The sequence below is a fragment of the Streptomyces sp. NPDC007905 genome, assembly GCF_042959345.1.
Classification (GTDB): domain Bacteria; phylum Actinomycetota; class Actinomycetes; order Streptomycetales; family Streptomycetaceae; genus Streptomyces.
Window position 1 is genome coordinate 26,766 of sequence record NZ_JBIBKS010000013.1, and the last position, 23,612, is coordinate 50,377.

At 68.7% G+C, this 23,612-nt stretch carries 17 protein-coding genes and 1 tRNA gene; 8 read left to right on the top strand and 10 right to left on the bottom strand.

The features are described 5' to 3' along the window. Positions 1–20 precede the first annotated feature (20 nt). Both ACFZDC_RS23110 and ACFZDC_RS23115 read left to right on the top strand, forming a co-directional pair. Positions 21–896 (top strand): Scr1 family TA system antitoxin-like transcriptional regulator, encoded by an 876-nt coding sequence (locus ACFZDC_RS23110; RefSeq protein WP_391326592.1) that lies wholly within the window; start codon positions 21–23, stop codon positions 894–896. Continuing rightward, positions 893–1,105: a DUF397 domain-containing protein gene (locus ACFZDC_RS23115; RefSeq protein ID WP_391326594.1), complete on the top strand. Its 213-nt coding sequence runs from the start codon at positions 893–895 to the stop codon at positions 1,103–1,105. The genes ACFZDC_RS23110 and ACFZDC_RS23115 overlap by 4 nt, the downstream gene beginning before the upstream one ends. A 370-nt stretch (positions 1,106–1,475) precedes the next feature. Here ACFZDC_RS23115 and ACFZDC_RS23120 read toward each other — a convergent pair whose 3' ends face one another. Beyond that, positions 1,476–1,832, bottom strand: coding sequence for a hypothetical protein (locus ACFZDC_RS23120; protein ID WP_391326596.1), 357 nt, complete (start codon positions 1,830–1,832; stop codon positions 1,476–1,478). 346 nt (positions 1,833–2,178) lie between these two features. Between ACFZDC_RS23120 and ACFZDC_RS23125 the strand changes: the two genes are divergently transcribed. After that, the gene (locus ACFZDC_RS23125; RefSeq protein ID WP_391326598.1) at positions 2,179–3,054 is read left to right on the top strand and encodes a Scr1 family TA system antitoxin-like transcriptional regulator; all 876 of its coding nucleotides are present in this window, start codon (positions 2,179–2,181) and stop codon (positions 3,052–3,054) included. Then, on the top strand, positions 3,051–3,263 hold the full coding sequence (locus tag ACFZDC_RS23130; protein WP_391326600.1) for a DUF397 domain-containing protein: 213 nt from the start codon (positions 3,051–3,053) through the stop codon (positions 3,261–3,263). The genes ACFZDC_RS23125 and ACFZDC_RS23130 overlap by 4 nt, the downstream gene beginning before the upstream one ends. Positions 3,264–3,343: 80 nt before the next feature. On the opposite strand, the gene ACFZDC_RS23135 is transcribed toward ACFZDC_RS23130, so the two are convergent. The 6 genes from ACFZDC_RS23135 to ACFZDC_RS23160 form a co-directional block, all read right to left on the bottom strand. After that, positions 3,344–4,012, bottom strand: coding sequence for a hypothetical protein (locus ACFZDC_RS23135; RefSeq protein ID WP_391326602.1), 669 nt, complete (start codon positions 4,010–4,012; stop codon positions 3,344–3,346). Between the two features lie 233 nt (positions 4,013–4,245). Next, positions 4,246–5,499, bottom strand: coding sequence for a hypothetical protein (locus ACFZDC_RS23140; RefSeq protein WP_391326604.1), 1,254 nt, complete (start codon positions 5,497–5,499; stop codon positions 4,246–4,248). Between the two features lie 156 nt (positions 5,500–5,655). Then, positions 5,656–8,844: a type I restriction endonuclease gene (locus ACFZDC_RS23145; protein WP_391326606.1), complete on the bottom strand. Its 3,189-nt coding sequence runs from the start codon at positions 8,842–8,844 to the stop codon at positions 5,656–5,658. 2 nt (positions 8,845–8,846) lie between these two features. Then, positions 8,847–9,695, bottom strand: a complete 849-nt coding sequence (locus tag ACFZDC_RS23150; RefSeq protein WP_391326608.1) for a hypothetical protein — start codon at positions 9,693–9,695, stop codon at positions 8,847–8,849. A gap of 434 nt (positions 9,696–10,129) precedes the next feature. Further along, the gene (locus ACFZDC_RS23155) at positions 10,130–12,139 is read right to left on the bottom strand and encodes an N-6 DNA methylase (protein ID WP_391326611.1); all 2,010 of its coding nucleotides are present in this window, start codon (positions 12,137–12,139) and stop codon (positions 10,130–10,132) included. 90 nt (positions 12,140–12,229) lie between these two features. Continuing rightward, complete coding sequence (locus ACFZDC_RS23160) at positions 12,230–14,437, bottom strand: N-6 DNA methylase (RefSeq protein WP_391326924.1); 2,208 nt, start codon at positions 14,435–14,437, stop codon at positions 12,230–12,232. A 269-nt stretch (positions 14,438–14,706) separates the two neighbouring features. Here ACFZDC_RS23160 and ACFZDC_RS23165 point away from each other — a divergent pair, with 269 nt between their 5' ends. The 3 genes from ACFZDC_RS23165 to ACFZDC_RS23175 all read left to right on the top strand — a co-directional run bounded on the left by ACFZDC_RS23165 (position 14,707) and on the right by ACFZDC_RS23175 (position 20,653). Next, positions 14,707–15,363, top strand: a complete 657-nt coding sequence (locus ACFZDC_RS23165) for a hypothetical protein (RefSeq protein WP_391326613.1) — start codon at positions 14,707–14,709, stop codon at positions 15,361–15,363. A 125-nt stretch (positions 15,364–15,488) separates the two neighbouring features. Then, positions 15,489–17,144: a ribonuclease HI gene (locus ACFZDC_RS23170; RefSeq protein WP_391326615.1), complete on the top strand. Its 1,656-nt coding sequence runs from the start codon at positions 15,489–15,491 to the stop codon at positions 17,142–17,144. Positions 17,145–17,272: 128 nt separating this feature from the next. Then, entirely contained in the window at positions 17,273–20,653 is a 3,381-nt protein-coding gene (locus ACFZDC_RS23175; RefSeq protein ID WP_391326617.1) for an AAA family ATPase, read from the top strand. 930 nt (positions 20,654–21,583) lie between these two features. Here ACFZDC_RS23175 and ACFZDC_RS23180 read toward each other — a convergent pair. Both ACFZDC_RS23180 and ACFZDC_RS23185 read right to left on the bottom strand, forming a co-directional pair. Further along, on the bottom strand, positions 21,584–22,147 hold the full coding sequence (locus ACFZDC_RS23180) for an HAAS signaling domain-containing protein (RefSeq protein ID WP_391326618.1): 564 nt from the start codon (positions 22,145–22,147) through the stop codon (positions 21,584–21,586). Then, positions 22,144–22,515, bottom strand: coding sequence for a helix-turn-helix transcriptional regulator (locus tag ACFZDC_RS23185; protein WP_391326620.1), 372 nt, complete (start codon positions 22,513–22,515; stop codon positions 22,144–22,146). The genes ACFZDC_RS23180 and ACFZDC_RS23185 overlap by 4 nt, the downstream gene beginning before the upstream one ends. A 26-nt stretch (positions 22,516–22,541) precedes the next feature. On the opposite strand from ACFZDC_RS23185, the gene ACFZDC_RS23190 reads away from it, so the two are divergent. Beyond that, on the top strand, positions 22,542–22,664 hold the full coding sequence (locus ACFZDC_RS23190) for a hypothetical protein (protein WP_391326622.1): 123 nt from the start codon (positions 22,542–22,544) through the stop codon (positions 22,662–22,664). An 850-nt stretch (positions 22,665–23,514) separates the two neighbouring features. On the opposite strand, the gene ACFZDC_RS23195 is transcribed toward ACFZDC_RS23190, so the two are convergent. Continuing rightward, a tRNA-Arg gene (locus ACFZDC_RS23195) sits at positions 23,515–23,587 on the bottom strand. Between the last annotated feature and the right edge of the window lie 25 nt (positions 23,588–23,612).

Genomic DNA, 23,612 nt, shown 5'->3' on the forward strand with positions numbered 1-23,612 from the left:
CCGGGGAGGCGGTGGAGCCGATGGAGTCGCTGGAGTCGGTGGGGCAGGGCGAGGCTGAGGGTGCGCGGGATGACGCCGGGCCGAGGCCGGAGGACGAGCCGGGATCGAGCGTGGTGACGGCATTCGGGCGGCAGTTGAAGCTGCTGCGGGTACGGGCGGGCCTGGAGCGGCCGGAGTTCGGGAAGCTCACGGGTTACGCCGGCCAGTCGATCGCTTCCTTCGAGCAGGGGCGGCGGATCCCCTCGCCCAGGTTCATCGACCGCGCGGACGAGGTGCTGGACGCCGGGGGCGTGCTCAAGGCGCTGAAGGAGGAGGTGGGGCGGGCACAGTATCCGGCGTTCTTCCGGGACGCGGCGCGCTTGGAGGCGCGGGCGACGGCGCTGAATGTGTATGCCGTGTACGCCGTGCCCGGGCTATTGCAGACGGAGGACTACGCACGGGCTGTCTTCCAGATGCAGCGCCCACTGCTGGAGGACGACGTAATCGAGCAGCGCTTGGAAGCTCGTATGGTGCGGCAGAGCATCTTCACCCGTCGCCCGGCTCCTCTGATGAGTTTCGTCATCGAGGAAGCGGTGCTACGCAGGCAGCTCGGCGGTCCGAAAACCATGCGCGGGGCCCTGGAACAGATCCTGCTCATTGGGCAATCGAGGAATGTAGAAGTACAGGTCATGCCGATCGGACGGGAGGATCACGCCGCGCTCGGCGGCCCCTTCACCTTGATCGACACCGACAAGGGGCATCGCATCGCGTACGCGGAGGTCCAGGACGACAGTCGTCTCTACACCGATACCTCATACGTACGTACGCTCGAAGCACGCTATGGCATCCTCCGATCACAGGCGCTGACCCCGAGCGAGTCGTCGGCGTTCATCGAGCAACTGATGGGAGAGGCATGAACGTGCAGCGCAGCAGAGCGGCTGTGCCGGAAGCCGCTTGGTTCAAGAGCAGTTACAGCACGGGCAACGGCGGCGAATGCGTCGAGGTCGCCGAGGCTCCCGGAACCGTACACATCCGGGACTCGAAGGTCCGATCCGGACCGGTTCTGACGGTCACCCCCGACGCGTGGGCCGGGCTCGTCCGACTGGCCGCCGACCAGACCATCTGAGCCGTACATTCGTAACCCCCGTGGGTGCCCTGTCGCACAGGCGGCTGGGCCCCCACATCTTGCACGGTCAGCCGAGACAGAAGAACGCCCCCGCTCCGCAGAGCCGGGGGCCGACCGCCGGATCAGATCCAGGTCACCTGGCGAACGTATACGCATTCGTGCCGGGGAACGATGAGGTAGACGAAGAATCCGCTGTCGATATGCGCGGTATCTCCCTTCGGGCCCAGCCCTTCGTACTGTGTTCCGTCGCGGTAGAAGGCCGCAGCAGCCCGCACCAGCTCGTCAGCCTTTTTCTCGACCTCGGCGACGAACGCCGGCGGTGCTCAGCCGATGACGTACGCCTCGCTGGGGTCGTACTCCCACCTCCATGTCACTCGGACACCGCCTGTGCCGCCACGTCCTCGACGGCACGCAGCTCGTCCATGGCGGATCGGAATGCGGGGTCGTCCTTGCATGTCGTGCCGTGGATCGTGGCGAGAGCACGGCTACGGCGTGCGGAGAGATCGGGCCGTCGCTCGATCTCCACCTGAGCGGCCCAGTGGGTCAGCCAGTGCTGAAGGTGCCCGATCTTGCTGGTCCGAATGGCGGCGGCGAGTGCTTCTTCCTTGTGCTTTTCCATCTCGTCCAGGCGGTGAGGAGCGATCCGGGCGAGCGCCACGCGGACCGCGTCGGGGGTACGTTCGGGGCGCGGTACCAGCTCCGTGCCGTGGTCCGGCTGTGTGCTCACGATGTCCTCCAAAGGGTGCCCCGGCCAGCATATCCAGCCGAGGCGTACGCATCAGGCGTCGTCGTCCAGGCCCTCCTCGCGGCGGATCATCCGCCGCGCGGGGTGGAGCTGAAGCGCATCGCGAAGTGGCCTGTGGGGCTGCTGAGGCAGTGGGACGCGGTCGGGGGAGCGATCTCGTTGTTCATGCCCTCAACGCTTCCGGCGGTGGCGTAGCGTGACCAGTGGTGACGCGCCGTCGCGTGCCGGTTGTACGTGGCGGGGCGGGAGGTGTACGAGGCGCGCCGCGTGGCCGGCTCGGGGTGGGCGCGTTGGGCCGGGGAACGGGGCCGGGGAGGCGGTGGAGCCGATGGAGTCGCTGGAGTCGGTGGGGCAGGGCGAGGCCGAGGGTGCGCGGGATGACGCCGGGCCGAGGCCGGAGGACGAGCCGGGATCGGGCGTGGTGACGGCGTTCGGGCGGCAGTTGAAGCTGCTGCGGGTACGGGCGGGCCTGGAGCGGCCGGAGTTCGGGAGGCTCACGGGCTACGCGGGCCAGTCGATCGCTTCCTTCGAGCAGGGGCGGCGGATTCCCCCGCCGAGGTTCATCGACCGCGCGGACGAGGTGCTGGACGCCGGGGGCGTGCTCAAGGCGCTGAAGGAGGAGGTGGGGCGGGCGCAGTATCCGGCGTTCTTCCGGGATATGGCGCGGTTGGAGGCGGAGGCGGTCGACCTGTGCTCCTACGACACCCACGTGGTCAAAGGGCTGTTGCAGACGGAGGAGTACACGCGGGCGTTGCTCGCCATGCGGCGCCCGCTGCTGGACGAGGAGACGATCGAGCTGCGGGTGGCAGCGCGGCTCGCCAGACAGACGATCTTCGAGCGCTGGCCCGCGCCCCTGCTCAGCTTCGTGCTCGAAGAGTCCGTGCTGCGTAAGCCACTCGGTGGAAGGGCAGTACTGCGAGGGCAGCTCGAACAGCTCCTGCTCATCGGCCAGAAGCGCAATGTGGAGATCCAGGTCATGCCGCTCGACCGCGAGGACAACGCCGGCGTGGACGGCCCGTTCACGGTGATCACCCGCAAGGGCGGAGAGCAGTTCACGTACATGGAGGTCCAAGGACGCAGCAGCCTCCTGACGGACCGAGAAGAGGTGCGTCTCGCCGCCGCGCGCTATGGAATCATCCGGTCCCAGGCTCTCACTCCGCGAGAGTCCCTGGGATTCATCGAGAAGTTGCTGGGAGAGCTATGAACACCGCAGACAGCTCGAATGCCGCTCTGGAACTCGCCTGGTTCAAAAGCAGCTACAGCGGCGCTGAGGGGGGCGACTGCGTAGAGATCGCAGCCGCCGTCGAGGGCATACACATCCGCGACTCGAAGGTCCGATCCGGACCGGTTCTGACGGTCGCTCCCGACGCGTGGGCCGGGCTCGTCCGGCTGGCCGCCGACCAGACCGTCTGAGCAGTACATTCACAACCCCCATGGGGCCCAGTCGCACTGGCGGCTGGGCGCCCGCGTCTTGTCGGGGTGAGGGGCGGAAGCTATTTCACATCTTTGGCCAGGACGGCGACGGCAACCTTGCCCACCACCGTCGTCAGAACGTAGTTCGTTGAGCTGCTGAATGCGACACCGATGCCGGCTGGAATCGCCTTGGCCATCGCCTTCTGGGTGAAGGTGATGGACACCCGCTTGAACAACTGCTTGATCGTGACCAGGGCGGGCCCCTTCAGGTACTGGTAGACCAGCTTCTCGGCGATCTTCTGTACGGCGGCCTTGCCGCCCTTTGTCGCCATTTGTTCTGCCGAACCCGCCAACGCGATCGTGAAGGCGAGGTGCTTCTTGTCCTCATTGCTCAGCTCGGTCTCGTACACCTCGACCAGGCACATGCACATGTCGACCTGGAGCTTGAGAGCCACGGCAACGTCAGCGGCACCACCGCCCAGGACTGCGACCGCAGTTCCGATCCCTGGGATCACGCTCGGGGCCGCGGTGGCCGCCCCGGCGGCTGCCGAGATTTTGGAGTACCGGCCTATGATCTTGGCCGCGATCCGGCGCCTGTCCTCGGGGCTCTCGGGCTTCCGCTTGAACTTGTCTTCGAAGGTCGCACGGTAGCCGTCTACGAGCTTTGCGGCCGCCTCCGGTGTGAGGACGATCGTCTCGACGGCCTTCTGGAGCCGAGACTCCTCGAGCTCGCCCGCCGCGTCGTTCATTCTTTCCCCTCCAGATCCGTTGCACCTCACGCAGAGGACAACTTGCACGGCGCACAGGGTTGTACGCAGAAAGTTGGTGCTCAGTCGCACTGACGGCCGGGCACTCACGTCTGAGGGCCGACCGCGACCACCGGCCTTCTTGGCTCGTCGCAATCGAGGGTGTTGCCGGGGGCCAAATCCGTCAACCGAGCCCCATGACTGACGGTCGCCGCCCATCAACCTTCCTCGTGGCGTTACTCGTTGTCCCCGAGCCAACGGAGCGCTCGCTCGGCAACCCCGCTGGAGAGCTCGGCAATCCCGCTGGAAAGCTTGCCCGTCGCCGATCTGGCCTGGCCGAGGGTCTCGCTACCGACGCGCCAGGCGGCATCGACGCTCTCTTCTCCTGCCTCGAGCACCTTGTCCATCGCCTCCGCGGCCGCGTCCGTCCATCGGATCGCCTCCGAGGACTGGCGTCCGGACTCGATGCCGAGCCGTCCGTGGAAGTCATGGACACTGGCCGAGACACGGTTGCTCGACTGGACCACAGCCGGGGACGCGGCCGGGTTCAGCAGCACCTTCGCGTTGGCCGAGTCGGCGGCCGCGTTCATCCGGGCCACCAGGCGCTCGGTGCTGAGCGTGATCCGGTCCAGCCGGTCCTGCCGGGCATCCTTCAGCCCGCTGCGATGCCCGTCCAGCTCCTCCGGAGACGCGTCCAGCACCCGGTCGAGTTCGAGAACGGCGATCGCGTCCTGCAGCTGGAAGCAGCGAGCCAGCACAGCGAGCCACTCCGGAACCGCCGACTCGGCTTCCTTGGCCGTCGCGGCCAGATCGCCCATGTCGGTCTTGCGCTCCATCTTCTCCGCGAGTGCGTCGAGTTGACGCAAGGCGTAGACCTGGGTCTCTGCGATCGTCGTCGGCGCGGTCTGCACCTTCGACCACATGATCTCGTCGACCCTGCCCCTCTTCTCCCGGATGGTCATGGTCTCCTCGATGACCAAGCCCACTCCGATCATGCGGGCCAACGCGGTGTCCTTCTGGGCGCGCAGCACGTCGTCGACCTTCTCGTCGATGGTGGCGAGATAGTCGGTGATCTCGGCCATGCTCTGTTGCATCGCCACCTGCGCCATGATCCCCGCGGCACCGGCCAGAAGAGCCGGGTTGGTCAGAAACGAGCCGGCCCCCTTCTCGACCTGGAGCCACGACTTGATCGAGCCAGGTTTCCCCACCATCGCATGGCGGACGCCTGGCGTCTTGCTTTCCATCAGCCCGTACTTATGGACACTCTGTGCCGACTCCCGCGTCAGCTTCACCCAGCGACCGGAGTTGGCGGCGATCTCCGAACCTGCCTGCGCGACTACGGCCCCGGTACCGACGGCGGACTTGAGCCGTTCCAGTCCGAGGTCCTGGGACACCAGTCCCTCCGAGACGAGGAAGCGATCGACATCCGTCGGATTCCCGATGACCGCGAGTCCGTCACCGTCACTGATCAGCTGAATCTCGTTGTCCATCGCCCGCTCCTGAAGTGGCTTCTCGTGGTCGAGGGGAGGTAGAAGGCCGCGGCAGCCGGCACCAGCTCGTGAGCCTTCTTCTCCGCACGGCTACGGCGTGCGGAGCACAAGGGGTGCCCCGGCCGGCACGTTCAGCCGGGGCGTACGAGTCGGACGTCAGTCGTCCAGGCCCTCCTCGCGGCGGATCATCCGCCAGGCGGCCTTGCGGGCGCTGCGGTCCAAGCTGGACTTGAAGCCCTTGTCGGGGCCGAAGTACTGGCGGCCCATGCCCGCGATGGTGTCGATGTGGTCGGCCATCTTGTCCGCGAAGACGTTGTCGAAGACGAGGCCGAAGTTGTCCTCGTCGTTGACGACGGCCGCCGCCCGCACCTTCGGGTCGGCCTTGGCCTCCTCGAAGGGCCGGATGACGTCCTGCTCGGTGAACTCGGTGCCGAAGCGTTCGTTGAACTTCTCGATCAACTGCGACAGCAGCGACTTCTCCGCTTCCTTCGCACCGCCCGAGCCGTCGCCGAAGCCCTGCATCGTCGTCGGCCCCTCGGAGGTGAGGGAGACGTCGTACTCGCCGGTCTTCTCCACCCGCATATGGCTGAGGTCGACCTCGCCTATGTCCACGCCGCCGTCCGCGCGGCGCGGCAGCCGGTTGAGGAGGTAGCGGCCGTAGAGGTGCAGCCGCTCCAGCTCGGCGTCCCGGTAGGGGACGATCTGCGCGAGGAAGCCGTACTTCCTGACGTAGTCGTTCAGGTCGGCGCGGAAGCCCTCCGCCGTCTCCTGGTCGTCCTCGTCCTCGCTCTCCAGCAGGGGCGTGAAGCGGGCGACGGCGGGGGAGAGCAGCCGGTACAGCTCGGCGTGCAGCTTCTCCCACTTGGACTGCGAGCCCGCCGCCTTCTCCTTGGCGGCGAAGTACGCGGCGGCGAACTCGTCCATCTCCTGCCCGGACAGAATCCCGGCCTGCATGACCCGGCTCTGCGCCGTGTAGAGCAGGTTGGGGTCGGAGGGGAGGGTGTTCGCCTCCTCGAAGTACGGGCGGAAGGCGTCCTGTATGTCGTTCGCGTCGTTGACGAAGTCCAGTACCGCCAGGTCCGCCTGGGTCTTGCGCTCGGCGGTCCGGTTCAGCCGCGAAAGGGTCTGGACGGCGGAGATGCCGGTCAGCGACTTGTTGACGTACATCGTCGTCAGCAGCGGCTGGTCGAACCCGGTCTGGTACTTCTCCGCCACGACCAGGATCCGGTACTCGCGCTGGCCCGCACCGCCGGCCCGGGCGGCCTTGTCGTCGGCACGCGTGTACGCGAACGCCTTAGGTAGCGCGCTCTCCGACAGCCCGCCGTTCTCCTTGGGCTCGGTGGTCTCCTCGCCGTCGATGGTGAGCGAGCCGGAAAAGGCGACGAGGACGCCCAGATCGGGGTACTTGGTGTCGTAGTCCCGGTCCTTGATGTAGCTCTTGATCGCGCGCGCCATCTGCACGGCGGACTGCCGCGAGGCGGTCACCACCATGGACTTGGCCCGACCGCCGAGGCGGCCCCTGCTGTGCGCCACGAAGTGCTCCACGATCACCTGGGCGTGCTGGGCGACCGTCGAGTCATGGGTGAGCGCGTACCGGGCGAGCAGGCCGTTCGCCTTCGACGGGTCGACCTCCCGCTCGTCCGGGTTCTGGTTCACCAGCTTCCAGTACGTGTTGTACGTCACGTAGTTGCGGAGCGGATCGAGGATGAAGCCCTCCTCGATCGCCTGCCGCATGGAGTACGTGTGGAAGGGCCGGTAGGTCGCCTTGCCGTCGATGTCCTGGAGCGTGCCGAAGAGTTCGAGGGTCTTGGCCTTCGGCGTGGCGGTGAACGCGAAGTAGGAGAGGTTCGCGGCGCGGGAACGCTGCTCGGCCCTCTTCTTGAGCTGCTCGTCGAGGCTGGCGGCCTCGGCCTTGACCGTGGTCGCGCCCGCGTCGTCCGAGTCGGAGTCCAGGCCGAGGTCGCGCAGCGCCGACCGTACGGCGGTGGCGGCGTCGCCGGACTGTGAGGAGTGCGCCTCGTCCACGATGATCGCGAAACGGCTGCCCTGGATCTCGGTCGGGTTGCGCTGGAGGTAGTCCAGCAGTGCCGGGAAGGAGTGCAGGGTGACGGTGACGATCTTCCCGGTGTCACGGGAGAGGGCCTTGGCGAGCTGCTCGCCCTTCGCCCCGTGCTTCTCGTCGATCTTCACGACGAGGCCCGCGGTCTGCTCGAAACTGCCGACCGTTTCCCGGAGCTGGGCGTCCAGGTTGCGGCGGTCGGTGATGACGATGACCTTGTCGAAGACCGGCACGCCCGGCTTGAGGCCCTTGGCCACGGCCGCGGCGTCGAGCTCCGACGGGTCGGTGGGGGTGTGCAGGTCGCTGAGGCGGTGCGCGAGCCAGCCGATGGTGTTCGACTTGCCCGAGCCGGCCGAGGCCATGACCAGGTAGTCGTGTCCGGCGCCGTGGGTGGAGGCGTGCGCGGTGAGCTTCTTGACCACGTCCCACTGGTGGAACCTGGGGAAGATCATCGTCTTGGTGCTGCCGCCGGGTGTCTTGCTCTTGTGACGGTGCACGAACCGCTGGAGCAGGTCCAGCCAGTTGTCCGGCTGCCAGACCTGCTCCCAGAGGTAGGAGGTCGCGTACGTGCCGTAGGCGGTCGGGGCCGGGTTGCCCGCGCCGCCCGGCTGACCGGGGCCGTTGGAGCCGGTGTTGAACGGGAGGAAGCGGGTGTTCTTGCCCTTGAGCTGGGTGGCGACGAAGACCAGGTCCGGGTCGACGGCGAAGTTAGCGACGACCCGGCGCGTGAAGATCAGCTCGGTGGGGTCCCGGTCGGTGCGGTACTGCTCCTTGGCCTGCTCGACGCCTTGCTTGGTCAGCGGGTTCTTCAACTCGGCCGTGGCGACGGGGATTCCGTTGAGGAACAGGGCGAGGTCGAGCCGGTTGCCCCAGTCGGCCTGCTTTGTCGCGTACTCGAGTTCGCGGACGACGGTGAGGCGGTTGGCCCGGTAGCCGTCCAGCACGGAGTCGTGGGCCACGAGGTTCGGCTTGAAGTAGGCGACGCGGAGCAGGACACCCCGGTCCTTGACGCCGTTGCGGAGCACATCGAGGAGCCCGTTGATGGCGATGGCTTGGTCGAGGCGGCCGGCGAACCCGCGCTGCGCCTCGTTCGGGTCGCCGCCGTAGACGGTGAGCAACTCGCTCCACTCGTCGGGCTGGGTCGCCCCGATGAACGTGAACAACTCGTTGGTGTCCAGACCGAGATCGGCCCGGTAGTCCTGCGGCCGCGCTTCGCGCCAGCCACGCTCGACCATGGAGGCGACGATGGCATCACCGAAGGCGGACTCCGTGTGGATGGGGCTCATGGCTACGCGCTCACTCCGTCCCTTACGTTGCGTCCGCTGGCAGTGGAGACGTCGAACTGGCCGGTTACGGCGGCGGTGATGAGGGCTTGGCGGCGCTCGGTGAGGAGCTGCTCCTGGTGATCCAGTTTGCGATGCAGCAGGTCTAGAGCACCGACCCTGACGTCAAGCAGGCGAACAATCTCGTCCTGCTCTGTGCGAGGAATAGAGGGGATCGGGATCTGCTTCATGGCGCCCACATTGAAGTGCGCTTGGATACTGCCGACAGAGTGCTCCGCAACCCGTGCACTGGCATAGCCCGAGTTCAAGACGTACTGCAAGTACCTCGGTGCGATCTTCCTGCCGGGACGCACCACGATGAGGTCGATGCAATTCGCCCCATCCAGCTCAGGTGGTACCACAGCTGCTGCACCTGCCTGGCCCGTGCGCACAACGACAACGTCACCGGTACTGAGTCGCGACTTGCGGTTCTCGGCATGTCCCTCAGCACTGATCTGCACGAGGTCGCTGGTGCTGATGGAACCAGGCTTGACGTTTAGGCCCCGCAGTGCGGGAGTTCCGCCCGCTTCTACATACCACTTGGCCGGAGTGATGACGATTCCAACGGTGACATCGGCCACCAGATACTTCAGAGGTACCAAAGCATCAGTCGTCTGCGATCGCTCAAGGCCCAGCGTCGACTCAATGAGCCGTTCCCGCTTGAGCGTCAGCAAACTCCGCATCTGGCGGCGCTTCAACGCCAGCTGGTCGATGCGGGCGGTCTCGGCGTCGAGGAAGTCAGCGATGTCGCGTTGCCGCTCCAGCGGCGGCAATTCGACTTGCAGCCCAAGCAGGTCTTCGTTGGCAAAGTTCATCTGAGATTCCGCCATACCCGTCTTACACGAATCCAGGTATGCCTGAGGTCCAGGGGTGCATAGATTCCAGGCTAGGAAGCGGGGGTCTACGACTGTTGGGTCGGGACGCAGCAAGACCATCTTTCCCGATACCGCGAGCCGCCTGGGTGCCTCATCCACATAGGCGGCCACACCCACGCGATGCCTCGGACCTGCCTTGGTGACTATTACATCTCCGGCCCGTACCTCACTTCCGCGGATTCCCCAGAACTGCTCGGGCAAAACCTTGTGTTCACGCGGGTTCCATCCCGCCCAAGTGATCGCGGTCGTCTTGAGGACTCCCCATTCTTCATCGCCCTCGATGTTCCGGTTTTCGCAGGTTGGGCTCGGACCTGAGGCGACGTGCGTCATCAACCAACGAAGGCGTTGCGTCGATGCTTTGGTCGAGTCGTGGCTCATTCCGTAACCTCACTCAACAGCGCCTGAATCTCCGCCTCGAGCGACTTCAACTCCGCGTCGATCTCCGCCAGCGGCCTCGGCGGCTTGTACACGTAGAAGTGCCGGGTGAACGGGATTTCGTAGCCGATCTTCGTCTTCGTGTGGTCGATCCACGCGTCCGGCACGTGCGGCAGCACCTCGCGCTTGAGGTACTCCTCGACGTCCTCGCCCAGCGGAACGTTCTCGTAGTCCCGCAGGTCCGCGTCCGGCTCCGGCGCGCCCTTGACCTTCTGGACCTCGCCCTCAGGATCTCGGATGCCGATCGTCTCCCGTACCGCCTTCGCGAACGGCGCTCCCGACGGCCAGGTCAGGCCGGCCGCGACCACCGCGTCCTTGAGCGCGACGAAAGCGTCGGACTTCGTCGTCCAGGACGAGCCGAGCAGCGTACGCACCGCCGCGACGAACTCCTCGCTACGCTCCAGCTTTGCCACCGGCTTGGCCTCCGCCAGCGCCGCCAAGGTCTCCTCCGTGACCTCGAAGCGGAGCTTCAACGGCCGCTCCACGGTGATGCGCTGGTAGCCGAAGTCCTCGTTCCAGAAGAACTTGACCTTGCCGTGCAGAGCGTGGTCCGGGTCGCCCGCGACCTGCAGAGCCTCCGCGTACAGCCGGGTGATGTCGCCGATGTGGTCGGGGCGGCCGTTCGTCCCGTCGCCGAGCTCCTTGCGCTTGTCGCCGAGCGACTTGCGCATCTTCTGCCACTGGTCGCGCGCGTCGAGCAGGACGACCTTGCCCTTGTGGTCGGCGTCCTTGCGGTTGGTGAGGATCCAGAAGTACGTGGAGATGCCGGTGTTGTAGAAGAGCTGGTCCGGGAGGGCGACGATGGCCTCCAGCCAGTCGTTCTCCAGGATCCAGCGGCGGATGTTGGACTCGCCGGACTCGGCCGCGCCCGTGAACAGCGGGGAGCCGTTGAAGACGATGGCGATGCGGGAGCCGCCCCCGCCGTTCACGTCCACCGGCTTCATCTTCGAGATCATGTGCTGGAGGAAGAGCAGCGAGCCGTCGTTGATGCGCGGCAGCCCCGCGCCGAAGCGGCCGGCGTCGCCGAGCGACTTGTGCTCGTACTCGACCTCCTCCTTGACCTTCTTCCACTCCACGCCGAACGGCGGGTTGGCGAGGATGTAGTCGAAGGTGCGGCGGGCGTGGCCGTCGTCGGAGAAGGAGTTGCCGAAGCGGATGTTCTCCGGGTCCTGGCCCTTGATCATCAGGTCGGACCGGCAGATCGCCCAGGACTCGGGGTTGAGCTCCTGCCCGTACACCTCGACCGTCGCGTCCGGGTTGAGGGCCTTGATGCGGTCGTCGGCGGCGCTGAGCATGCCGCCCGTGCCGCAGGCCGGGTCCATGACCGTACGGACGACACCGGGCAGGCTGAGGGCGTCCGCGTCGGGCGCCACCAGCAGGTTGACCATCAGCTTGATGACCTCGCGCGGGGTGAAGTGCTCACCTGCGGTCTCGTTCGACTGCTCGGCGAAGCGGCGGATCAACTCCTCGAAGATGTAACCCATGTTGTGGTTGGGCACGACATCGGGGTGCAGGTCGAGGTCGGTGAATTTGCCGATGACCCGGTAGAGCAGGTTCGCGCTGTCGAGCTTCCTGACCTGCTGGTTGAACTCGTACTTGTCGAGGACCTCGCGGGCGTTGTCGGAGAAGGCGCCGACGTAGATCTGCAGGTTCTTCGCCGCGTTCTGCGGGTCGGCCGCGATCTTCCGCAGCGTGAGGTCGCTCTTGTTGTAGAAGGAGTGGCCCGAGGCCTTGCGCAGGAAGTGGTCGGTGTCGATGTCCTGGCCCGCGAACCTGGCGACGGTCTCGACGACCTTCTCGCGCGTCGGCTCCAGGACGCACTCCAGGCGGCGCAGCACGGTGAACGGCAGGATCACCTTGCCGTAGTCGGACTGCTTGTAGTCGCCGCGCAGGAGATCGGCGACGGACCAGGCGTGGTTCGCCAGCTCCGTGTGCTTGCTGCTGTTCAAGAGGTCCCGGCTTCCTTCCGAAGAGCACCGTCCGGGCGGGGGACGGCAGGGATCCAGTGTGGTCGTGTGCGGTGGGACGCGTGGGGCGTTTCAGGCGGAACCGTTGTCCGGGCTGTCCGGGCTGTCCGGTGGCAGGAGTACGCCGGCGGTGAGGCCGGTGGTCAGGGTGGCCGCGGTGTCGGCGGCGAGGTCGGTGGTTCGGCGGACGGCCGCGCGCAACTCGTACACGCGGCGGAAGGCCTCCCCGTAGCGCCGCTGTTCCTCCAGGGGCAGCAGCGGTACGCGCAGCCGGCCCGGTGTGACGTGCACGTGGGTGCTGCCGGTGGACGCGGAGGCGATGTTGTCCTCGGCGCCGAGGAACCCGGCCAGGAACCACGGGTCGAGGCGGGCCGGGTCGGGGCGCAGGAGGTGGATGTGCGGACCGAGCAGGGCTCCGGCGTCCTGGTCGTCCGCGACCCGGGTCATCGAGGCCGCGGCGCCGCCGCCCCCGAGGGCGCGTACGAGGACGTCACCGGCGGCGACGGGTTGCGCGGCGTCCGCGTGGAGGTCGACGGCCCTGATGGACGGGGGGTTCCCGGCGGAGATGTCCGAGGCGGTGAGGACCGGCCGGTCCATGGTGGGGGCGGCGGAGCCCTTGGAGCCTCGGGTGCCGGACGGCGCCGCCCGCAGCACGGTCAGGGCCCCGCCGCGCGCCAGGTCGGAGACGGTCGCCGTACGCCACTCGCGGGCCGAGGCCCCGGACGGCTGCCACCCGCCGGACGCGGAGGCGGCCGCCAAGGCAGCTACCTGGTCGGCCAGTTGCTCGTGCAGGTCGTGGACGCGGCGGGACAGGGCGGCCGGGTCGATGTCGGCCGCGGTCGCCCGCACATGGCGGGCCGGGGTGACGTCGACGACGTCGTCGAGGAGGTCGACGAGCGGCACCGCGCGGGCGACGCCGGGCTCGTCGGCGTAGGTGTCGGGAGCGGTGGTGAACGCGGCCCACTGGGCGAGGACCCGGTCGGTCAGCCCCGCCCAGTCGAAGGAGGAGGCAGAGGCGGAAGAGGCGGGCGCAGAGGAGGAGCCGGATCGGCGGGGGCGTGAGCCGCCACGGGTGCCGGCGCCGGCCGTGGCCGTGTCGGTGGCGGACGGCGTGCCCGTGGCGCCGTCCCGCTGCTCGCCCTCCCCGTCGACGAACAGCACCGTCGTACGGTCCGTGCCGCCCGGCTCGGGGCGTTGGAGCACCCAGATCTGCAGCCCGATGTGGAGCGGATACGCGGCACGCGCCGGAAGTGAGACGACGGCGCGCAGGGCCCCGCTGCGGATGAGTTCCGCGCGGATGCGGCGGCCGGAGGAGCGGAAGGCGAGCGCGGGCGGCAGCAGCATGACCGCGTGGCCGCCGGGCTCCAGGTGCGCCAGGGCGTGTTGCACCCAGGCCAGTTCGGATTCGATGCGCGGTGGGAGTCCGTACGCCCACCTCGGGTCGTAGGCCAGCTCGTCGTGACCCCAATCGCGGTCGGCGAACGGCGGGTTGCACAGGACGGCGTCCACGGTGACGTCGGGGAAGGCGTCGGCGCGCAGGCTGTCGCCGACGCGGATCGCCGTCTCGGCCCCGGGTGCGGCGAGCAGCAGCCGGACCGCGGTGCGTTGGCCCTGGACGGGAAGCGAGTCCTGCCCGAACAGCTCGTGGGCGCCCTGCCGGGCGGCGGCGGCGAGGAGCGTGCCGCTGCCACAGGCGGGGTCGAGGACGCGGGACGTGCCGGCGGGCAGCAGCCGTGCCATGAGGAGGGCCAGGCCCTCCGGGGTCTGGTAGACGCCGCTGGCGGCGCTCTCGTCCAGTTCGCGTTCGGCGAGGACGTCGACGGCGGCCTGTGCCCCAGCCTCACGGACGCAACCCAGCAGGGCGCGGAGGACGCCCGCGTCGTCCGGACCGTAGCGGAACGGCTCGGCCTCGGGCACGGCAACCGGGAGCTCGCCCGCGGACTTCTCCGCTCGGGCGATCAGCTGGTCGTCGGACAGGGCGGCGAGTTCGGCCAGCTCTTCCGGCGTGCGGCGGGACGCGGAAGCCACCAGCGGGAACAGTCGCGCGGCCACACCCGAGCCGGGTCCCAGCAGCCGTAGCGCCGTACGCAGCTCCTCGGTCGGAGAGGCGGTGGAGGTGTGCCCGCGTCCCCGCAGCCATGCCTGGACGGCCGGCAGGTCGTAGAGCGGGCTGGTCTCCGTGCCTGCGCTGGGGGCCGGGAAGTCGTCGTGACGGCGGCGCCAGTTGCTGACGGTGGCGCGCGTGACCCCTGCGATGCGGGAGATCTCGGCGGCCGTCACGTGCGCTGAGGGCGCCGGCTGGGCTGGTGGCTGCTGGGGCATGGCGTGGGGTTCCGCACCTCTCGGGCCAGTCGGACAGGGAACGGTTAACACACTACAACGGCCGTCAAGTCCGTAAAGCTGATTGACGGTGCTTTCAATGCTGTGCTTATCTGTTCCTGCTTCCGAGTGGAAACGGCGGCTGGGGCGCTCTCTTGAGTGCGCGCCGCGCGTCGGACCTCTCCACTCACGGCCATCGCACATCGCGCATAGCAACGGGAGGAACCCAGATGACCACCCAGCCCCCGCAGCAGCCCGGCTTCCCGCAGCAGCCGGGAAACCCGCACCAGCCCGGGCTCCCGCAGCAGCAGCCGGGCTACCCGCAGCAGCCGGGCTACGGGCAGCAGCCGGGCTACGGGCAGCAGCTGGGATATCCGCAGCCTCCCGTGCCGCCGAAGAAACAGTCCAAGGTCAAGCTGGGCTGCCTCGGCGTCCTGGCCGTGATCGTGATCGGCGGTATCGCGTCCGTGGCGGGGTCCGGCTCGGACGACTCCTCGGCCGGCGCCGCGTCCTCCGCCGCGTCTACCGGCTCCTCCAAGGGCGGTCACTCCTCCAAGGCCACCGGCTCCTCCAAGACCGCCACGCCCCAGCAGTCCACCGTCGACGCCTTCAAGGCGTACGTGAAGCGGCACGAGTCCGCGAAGACGCGGGAGGCCGCGACGCACGTCACCAAGGTCCAGGGCGCCGACAAGAACAACGACATCCTGGACACGGCTGACATCTACACGGACTACACCGGGGACCTGGCCAGCGCGGATACCGGCAACGCCAAGCTGCTCGCCTCGGCCTTCGCCGACTTCCAGGCCGGCCGGGGGAAGGCCAGCAAGAACGGCCTTGTCACCGTCTACAACGCTGACGGCGACATCCTCAGCAACGGCAACTACTGAGGTCGTAGCCGGAGCCCGCGCCGAGGCGCTCGGCGGCAGGGCCCACGTCCGCCCACTCGTCCCGGCTGGGCACAACACCCCCACCGCCCGTACCAGTTACCCCGCTCGTGACTTGGAAGGTCACCGTGACGATCGCCACGCACACCGAGCTGGTCCAGCACTACACCGAAGACTTCACCGCGCTGCAGGACGCCGTCCTCGCCCGCATGATCGGCATGGCTTCCCCGGAGACCGTCGCGGCCCTGGCCCACCCTTCGCTCGCCGGGCCCATCGCCGTCGCTCTGGCCCACGCCGATGTCCTCGCCCGTGGGGACATCAGGCGTGCCGAGCTCTCCGGGCTGCCGGCACCTCACCGGCTGCGGCACCTGCGTGAGCACGCACGCAGGGTGCGCCGGGCACGGTCCGAGGCGGATGCCGTGTGCAAGGAGCAGCGTGCGCGCCGCGTCGCCGATCGTCGCAGGCCCCCGCTGGAGCCGCTCGAGCTGCGCGTGGCGCGCGCCGCGGACCCGGAAGCGTACGGCCGGGCCCTGCGGGAGGAACTCCTCGACCGCGGATCGACGGCCGCCGATGTGCGGGAGCCGGACAGCGATCTCGCCCTGTGGGCTTGGCAGCGGGACCCGGCTACCGCCGAACTGCCGGTAGCCGTCCGCGAACTGCTGGAGTGCAACGACGACGCCTTCGTCCAGGTTCTCCTGCGCGACGCCCGGGAAGAGGAGAATCCGCACCTCGCGCACGACGCGCTGGTCGAACGGTGGGGCCGGCATGCCCGTACCGCGCTGGCCTGGGGCCGCTACGCCATCGCCCAGGCCGAACGCCAGGTGCTCGCCCGTCCTCTCACCGCCCGCCGTGCGCAGCTCGACGCGCTCGACGACGCCTATCAGGACGCCGCGATCCTCGCGGCCCGCGCCCGCGAGGCCAAGCACCGGATCGCCGATCTCCATGACCGGATCCGGGACCGTGCGGCCGCTGGGCCCTTCGCGGAGCTCATCGCGCGGTGCCGCGCCGCAGCTCTCCTGCGCTTCGCCGCCGACGAGCCCCAGTTGTGGCAGCGGGCCTGCCGGCTGGCCACCGAGCACCAGGCGGACTGCGAGGCACGGGCCGACGGCTGCCCGCGGTGCCACCGCACCCTCGCCGCCCTCCTCACCGGGAACGCGCCCGCCGACACGTCGCAGGACGGCGGCGGTGACGGCGGCGGCGACGGCGGCGGTTCGGAGGGTTTCGCCCCCGGCTACAAGGAGCGTTACGCCATCCTCGACGACTCCCCCAGCCGCGCCGCGGTGGCCGTCGCCGACGCCGCGGTCGGCGACGAATCCGCACTGTGCGGCTACGGCTGGGCCGCCGAGGACGGAACGACCGGATACGGCGACTCCATGGCCTCGGGCAGCGGCGAGGCCGAGGTCATCGGTATCTGCCAGGCCGCGCTCAGCCTCCTGGGCCGCCACCCGGAAGCCCCCGTAGTCGTCCTGTGCGACAGCACCGAGGCCGTCGAGGCGGTGAACCTGGCCATGACGAGCGCCGATCCGGCAGCTGCCCACCGCACCGTCCTCTACCCCGAGGGCAGGGAACTCCTGGACCGCCTGTTGCCCCATCGCGCCCGCTTCCAGGTCCGCTGGCTCAAGGGCCACATCGGACATGACCTCAACGAAACCGCCGACGCCCTCGCCGGTCTCGCCGTCCGGCGCGCCACCGGCCGCGTCTCCGCCTCCGCCGCCCGCAACGAAGAGGCGCGGATCCTTCGCTCTCTCAGCTCCGACCAGCAGCCGCACAGGGCCGCTGCCTGACCCCGGCCGATCCCGCCTCCGGCCGTCTGACCACTTGTCACCAGATGGCCTCTGCATGTCATTTCACCGGTGTACGGGCGCATGCCCGGCGCAGCACCCTTCGGGGCACTGCAAGGGAGGGGATACACATGGGCACCACCACGCGCGACGAGATCATCGCCATCGAGCAGAAGGCGGTGGACCGCGCCTACGACTGCTACGCCGCGCGGCTGGCCGAACTGACCGGGGGGTCGGTCGCCTCGGCCTCCGCGAGCGGCAAGGACAGCGTCGCCAACCGTCTCGCGGCCGAGGAGCGAGCCGCGGCTTACGGAGGTCTCGGCAACGCATCGCTGGTCATCAGCCGCGTAGACGTGCAGGACGGCCCCGGCGGGGAGCCCGATGTCTGGTACGTCGGCCGGCGTGCCGTTTCCGACGTCCAGACCCGCGATACCGTCGTCGTGGAGTGGACCAACGCGCTCGCGAAGAAGTGGCTCGACGCGCTGCCGGACGCTCCGGGAGAGGTGCTCCTGCGGCGGCGGCTGCACTGCACGCAGCGCGTCGTCGAAGGCTATGCCGACGACATCTCCGTCGCCGTCCCCGCCCCGCGGCCGGCCGCGGACAACGCCGATCCGGAGTCTGCGGCCGCGGACTCCGCCACCGACGTACAGCAGCCGGAAAAGGCACGGCCGCCCGTCCTCACCCCGGCCGACATCGCCCGCCTCCATCGCCAACGGCCCCTGCAGCCCGACGACTTCCTCCTGCGCGAGCTTCAGCGCTCTCGCAGCGGCAGCATGCGGGACATCGTCGAGACGATCCGCCGTGACCAGATGGCTCTGGTCACCGGTTCGCCCTCCGACATCCTCGTCGTGCAGGGCGGCCCGGGTACCGGCAAGTCGGCGGTCGGCCTGCACCGCGTGACCTGGCTCGTCAACAACGGGCACTTCAAGGCCCAGGACGTCCTCGTCGTCGGCCCCCATCAGCGGTTCCTGGACTACGTGAGCCAGGTGCTGCCCACGCTCGGCACCAGGAACGTCAACGCCGTGCAGGTGACCCGCCTGTGGGATGGCGAGATCCTCGGCACCGACACCCTCCAGGCGCGGCTGGTGAAGTCCGATGAGCGTATGGCGGCCGTCCTGCGGCGGCGCGTCGAGGGCGAGTGCCGTCCCGAGGCCGTCGACGAGTTCACCACCACTCCCTCCTACGAGGGGGCCAAGCCGGAGCTCACCGTCACCGTCGGCAGCACGACCCTGCGTGTCCCGCGCTCCGAGGTGCTCGCCCTGCTGGAGGACGTGCGCCAGGGCGATGGCTCCTACCGTGAGCGCCGCGACCGCTTCCGCGGCCTGTTCGTCGACCGCTTGCTGCGGGAACTCGTCGCCGTCGCCCCTCGCCGCAGCCGCGACGACACGATCCGCCGCGACCTGGAACGCAACCGTCAAGTCGAGCGCCTGATCGAACGTGCCTGGCCGTCGCCGGGCGCCAGGGAAGCCCTCCGCACCCTCTACGACTCGGAAGATCTCCTGCGTACCTGCTCCGAGGGCATTCTCGACGCCGCGGAGCGGGCCGCTGTGCACCGCCCCCGGGCTGACAAGGCCGACGCCGATCCCTGGACGCTCGACGACCACGTCTGCCTCGAAGAACTGCGGTACCTCATCACCGGGGAGACCCCGCAACGGTACGGGCACATCGTCGTCGACGAGGCACAGGACCTGACACCCATGCAGGCCCGGTCCCTGCGCCGGCGCTCCGCGGCGCACGGCTCCATGACCATCCTCGGCGACCTCGCCCAGGCCACCGGCCCCCACACCCACACCGACTGGGACCGCCTCGGCACCCTCCTGTCCGACCACGGCGACTGGCGCGTGGCCGAGCTGACCACCAGCTACCGCGTGCCGGCCGAAGTCATGGAGTTCGTCGCCCCCCTGGCCCGTACCATCGCCCCCACACTGCCGTACCCGCAGGCCGTGCGCGCGGCGGGCGAGGGCGCCGTACGGACGGTCGCGACCGACCCGTGGAAACTCCTCGACGACACCGTGGCCCAAGCCACCCGCCTCATCGGCACCAGCGACGGACAGACCCTGCGCTCCGTGGTGGTCATCGTCCCCGACGACTCCGGCTGGCTCGACGAGATCAGCCGCCACCTGGACCTGGCCGACGGCATCACCGAGCAGGAACGCGAGGCGGTGTCCGTGCTGGCTGCCGCCCAGGCCAAGGGCATGGAGTACGACCACGTCCTCGTCGTCGAACCCGCCACCATCGCCGACCGCGGCCCGGCCGGCCTGCGCCAGCTGTACGTCGCGCTCACCCGCAGCACCCAGAGCCTGACCGTCCTGCACACCTCCCCGCTCCCGGCGGCCCTCACGAACACCGACGGCAGCAGCACCGAACCCGCACCCACCGAAGGCGAACCAGCCATGGCAGACGATGACGTCCCCGAGATCGGTACGGACATCCGAGTCCGCGTGATCGGCCGGGCACCTGGTGGCCGGTACCGGGTCAAGGCCCTGTCTCCCGCGATCGACGTCCCCTTGGTCCTGACCGTCCGCCACGGCTCGGTGCCCCCGCGCCCCGGTGAGGAACTGGACTGCTGGGTGTTCGCCCACGAGACGAACCACTGCCTGCTCACCGGAGACCAGCGTGGTCGCCAGCCCATCTCGCCGAGAATGGCGGAACGCTACGTGGCGGCGCTCGGCGTCTTCGACGACCTGACCAACGGTGACGGAACCATTCCGGAGAACGCCCGTGATCGCCTGTCCGAGCTCAAGGGCATGGCCAACCGCGTCCTCCGCCGCGACCAGGCGGATTGGGTGGACGTGCGTCGGGTGCTCGGATGCCCGGACAAGCACCGCCTCAGCCTCCTGCGCGACCTCGCGGCGCACACCAACCGCATGCTCAAGGACAACGACCTGGACGTGAACCGACTCCAGGCGGACCTGGCACGCGCCGGCTGGGCCCAGGCCCTGGACCAAGCCCGGGAGGCGCTCCAGCACCGCCGGGGCGCCATGGGCGAACCCGAAACCGACCACGCACCCGCCTCCGCTGAACAGCAGTCGAAGCAGAAGGAAGCCGAGCCCGTGACCCCCGCCGAAGACATGCCCGTCACGCCGGCGCCCGCAAAGGGGCTTCTGCACTCGCTGGAGACCGCGGCGGCCGCCGACCGCACGTGCAAGAAGCACGAGGCGGTGCGCCATGCCCTCAAGGCGGCCCTGCTCTGGGCGGACCTGCAGCCGACCGACTCCCCGGTCATCGATGTCAGCCGCATCGCGGAAGACGGCCACTTCCTCTACGAGGTTCTCGGTGCCGGCCGCTCCACCTACGCCGACCTCCGCTCGGGAGCCACCCGCCTCCTGGAGATCAACCACACCCTGCCCGCTCCTGCCGACCGCCTCTATCTGGTGCTCTCCGAACCGCCCGCCGAGGACTGGTCGGCCGACACCTTGTACGGCGTCTTCGGGGTCCACGTCCTGTGGCGCACCCCCGACAGCTGGGGCGGCCAGGACGCGGAAACCGCCCTGAGCTCCGGCCAGGCGTAACCCTTCCGACACGGGCGCGATTGTCCCGGGCCCCGGCGGGCTCTGTCCGGGCCTACGGTTCTGGCGCGGGCCGGTTCCTGCCGGCCTGGGAGTCGGTCTCGGCAGCGGGTGCGGGTGCTTCGCGTAGACGGGATCGGCCTGGAAGCGAGGCAGCAGGCGATCGGAGACGACGTTGCGGAGGAGGAGTGCAGGGGCTTGTCGGACTCGAGGGCGCCGATGCGGACGGAGGGCGTGCCACCGGCGGCCGTGCGAGATGGGGACTCCGGGGGAGCCACCCACGGTTCCAACGCGGGATGGTGCCCGAGGGCGCGTTCCCATGTTCGTTCCCATGCAAGGCCAAAAAGCCCCTCGGAGGCGACTCCGAGGGGCTTTTCTATCCATCGTGCCTGTTCAGGCATGGTGCCCCCGGCAGGATTCGAACCTGCGACACCCGCTTTAGGAGCGAGGTTGGGCGATCACCGGCGTGACCTGCGGGTTCCCCGGCTAGGTCAATATCCAGGGCAACTGGCCCCGGTGTACCGCGAGTCACCGTGAGTCCCCGTCCGTTCTGGCACGGGTGTGGCACGGCCCGCGGACCGCGCCACGACTCCTCGATGCGAACTACGGGCATGGCGGTCGCTGAGGTCTCCTGGGCTGGTAAGGCGGGCGGCTGGGGACGCGGACGGTCGCCACTGGCCGGTGAGGTTGCTGTACTTCGCTGCTGTACAGCACCAGTTTGGAAGATCGCGTATGCGGATCCCGCCTGAGCTGGCAAACGCTGACCTGCGCGTTCCTGGGCTGCGCGCCGTGGTTCCCCGCTGTTCCCGCCGTCTCAGTCGGATGAAGGAGAACCCGGGCCCCAAGGCTGACCCCCTGCACCACCGAAGCAACCACCAATACGCGGGGATGGCACGGGCCTTGAGGCTCAGCCCACCGAACCTGTCGGTTGGTTTAGGAACTGCGGCGTGCGGCTCGGTACAGGTGTGCGCAGGCGAACGCTGAGAGGAGCGCGGCGGCGACCATCGTGGTGAGCTCCCAGGCGTACGGGTGCATCGAGCCTGTAGCGGCAGTGAGGCCGGCGAGGGCGATGCAGAGGGGCGCCAGCAGTGTCGTCCCCATCCCGGCCGCCTTGTCCCGGGTCCGCCACCGCGGCGCGATCCATAGCAGCACCGTCCCCGCGATCAGGGCGATGCCGCCGACCAGAGGGGTGACCACCAGCATTGGACCGGCAATCGGCAGAAGGACGAGAGGGGCGATGGTGCGCCATCGGCTCGCAGGCGGCACCGGCGGCTCTTCCCCCTGAGCGGTTGCCACGATCGTGCAGGGGTCACCAAGACGCTCAAGCACTACGCGTATGCCGTCGTCGCCTGGGGTGGTCTCTTCTGCGAGGGCCACGGCGATGTGTTCGGTCAGATCGGCCAGCAGTTCGCTTTTGCGCTCGGGGCTGAGTCCGGTCGCCTCGCGCGCCACGGTGGCCAGGTACGTTGTCACGAGCGGGTGATCGGTGGTCTTCACGCTGAATCTCCTGGTATATCGGCGATGAAACTGTCGACGGCATCACGGAAGTACGGCCAGATGGTGGTGAATTCCTCCAGTGCGGTGCGCCCCGAGGTCGTGAGGGCGTAGTAGCGGCGGGGTGGCCCGCTGGGCGACTCCTGCCAACTGGTGTCCACGAGCCCGTCACGCCGCAGCCGCGCGAGCAGGGGGTAGATCGTGCCCTGACTCGTCGCCATGACACGCACAGCTCCGAGCACGCCCAACAGCTCCACTCCATAGCGGGGGCCGTCTCGCAGCAGAGCCAGAACGCAGTACTCCAGCACCCCTTTTCGGAGTTGACTCTCAGCCTTGCCCGCATCAGTCTTACCTGCAACGCCAGGTTCCATGCATTGCATGATACCAGGAGGCGTGCATGGGAGTGCGGGCCGACCACTTCCTGGCCTTCACCGGCATCACCTGCACCCTCATCTGCTACCGAAGACTCACCAAGGCGTTTTCCATGTGCGGGTCGCACCAGACGAAGCGGTCGGCGTAGCGACTTTGGCCGGGAGCTGCTTTGGCGCGAGTGATCATGGCCCCGTAAGCTTCCGGCGCGTCGGGCAGCCTGTTGACCTGCCCGTTAAAGCACGACGTTGGGGCCATGATCTTCGAGGCTCGCGCCAAAGTGGCTGGCTAAAGTCGCGGAGCCGACCGCCTCAGCCACAGAGGGGTTCCCCTTCTCATGGCTGCGCCCGCCGTCCGGCCGGTGGCCTGGTGCGTGGATCAGCGGGCCGTACGAACGCCCGCGCATCTGGCAGCATCGGCTCGCATGCCGCCGCTACCACGATCCGGCCTCTTGCGGTAACACAAAGCGTCTTTGACCTGCACCGTTGGGGATCACCGCTCGCCCCCGTGCCCGTGTTGGAATGTGGCCGCTGCGTGCGGCGACGGACGGGCGGCGACGTGCGGCCGGTGGCGAAGACAGATGAGGCGGCGCGGCGGCGACCGGCCGGCGCCGCCGCGCTTGGCGCGGCCCCTCGGGTCTTGATCCGATCTACTGGTGTAGGCAACCGGGTGGAAAGGGGTGCGCGGTGCCCCCGGGCGGGTCGTTGGGATCGAGCTGCTGTTGCGTCTTTCTCTTCCTGAGGCCGGATCGTGGTGGCGGTGGCGTGGGGGTCGGGCGCGGCCGTTGATGCGCTTGGGCGGAGGGTGCGGCGGTCGGGTTGGCGATGATCCAAGAGCGCCGTTGGCCGCCGTACCAGCGAGCGAAGCGAGCCTTGATGATCCGAAAAGAGCGGGGTGACGTGGACCCGTAGTGGACGTTGTGGCACGGGTGTGGCACGGCCGTGATCACAGCAAAGGGCCAGTTCCAGAGGATCACCTCTCGGAACTGGCCCTTCATCGTGTGCCCCCGGCAGGATTCGAACCTGCGACACCCGCTTTAGGAGAGCGGTGCTCTATCCCCTGAGCTACGAAGGCGCGGCACTCGGTCCACAGGGTACCG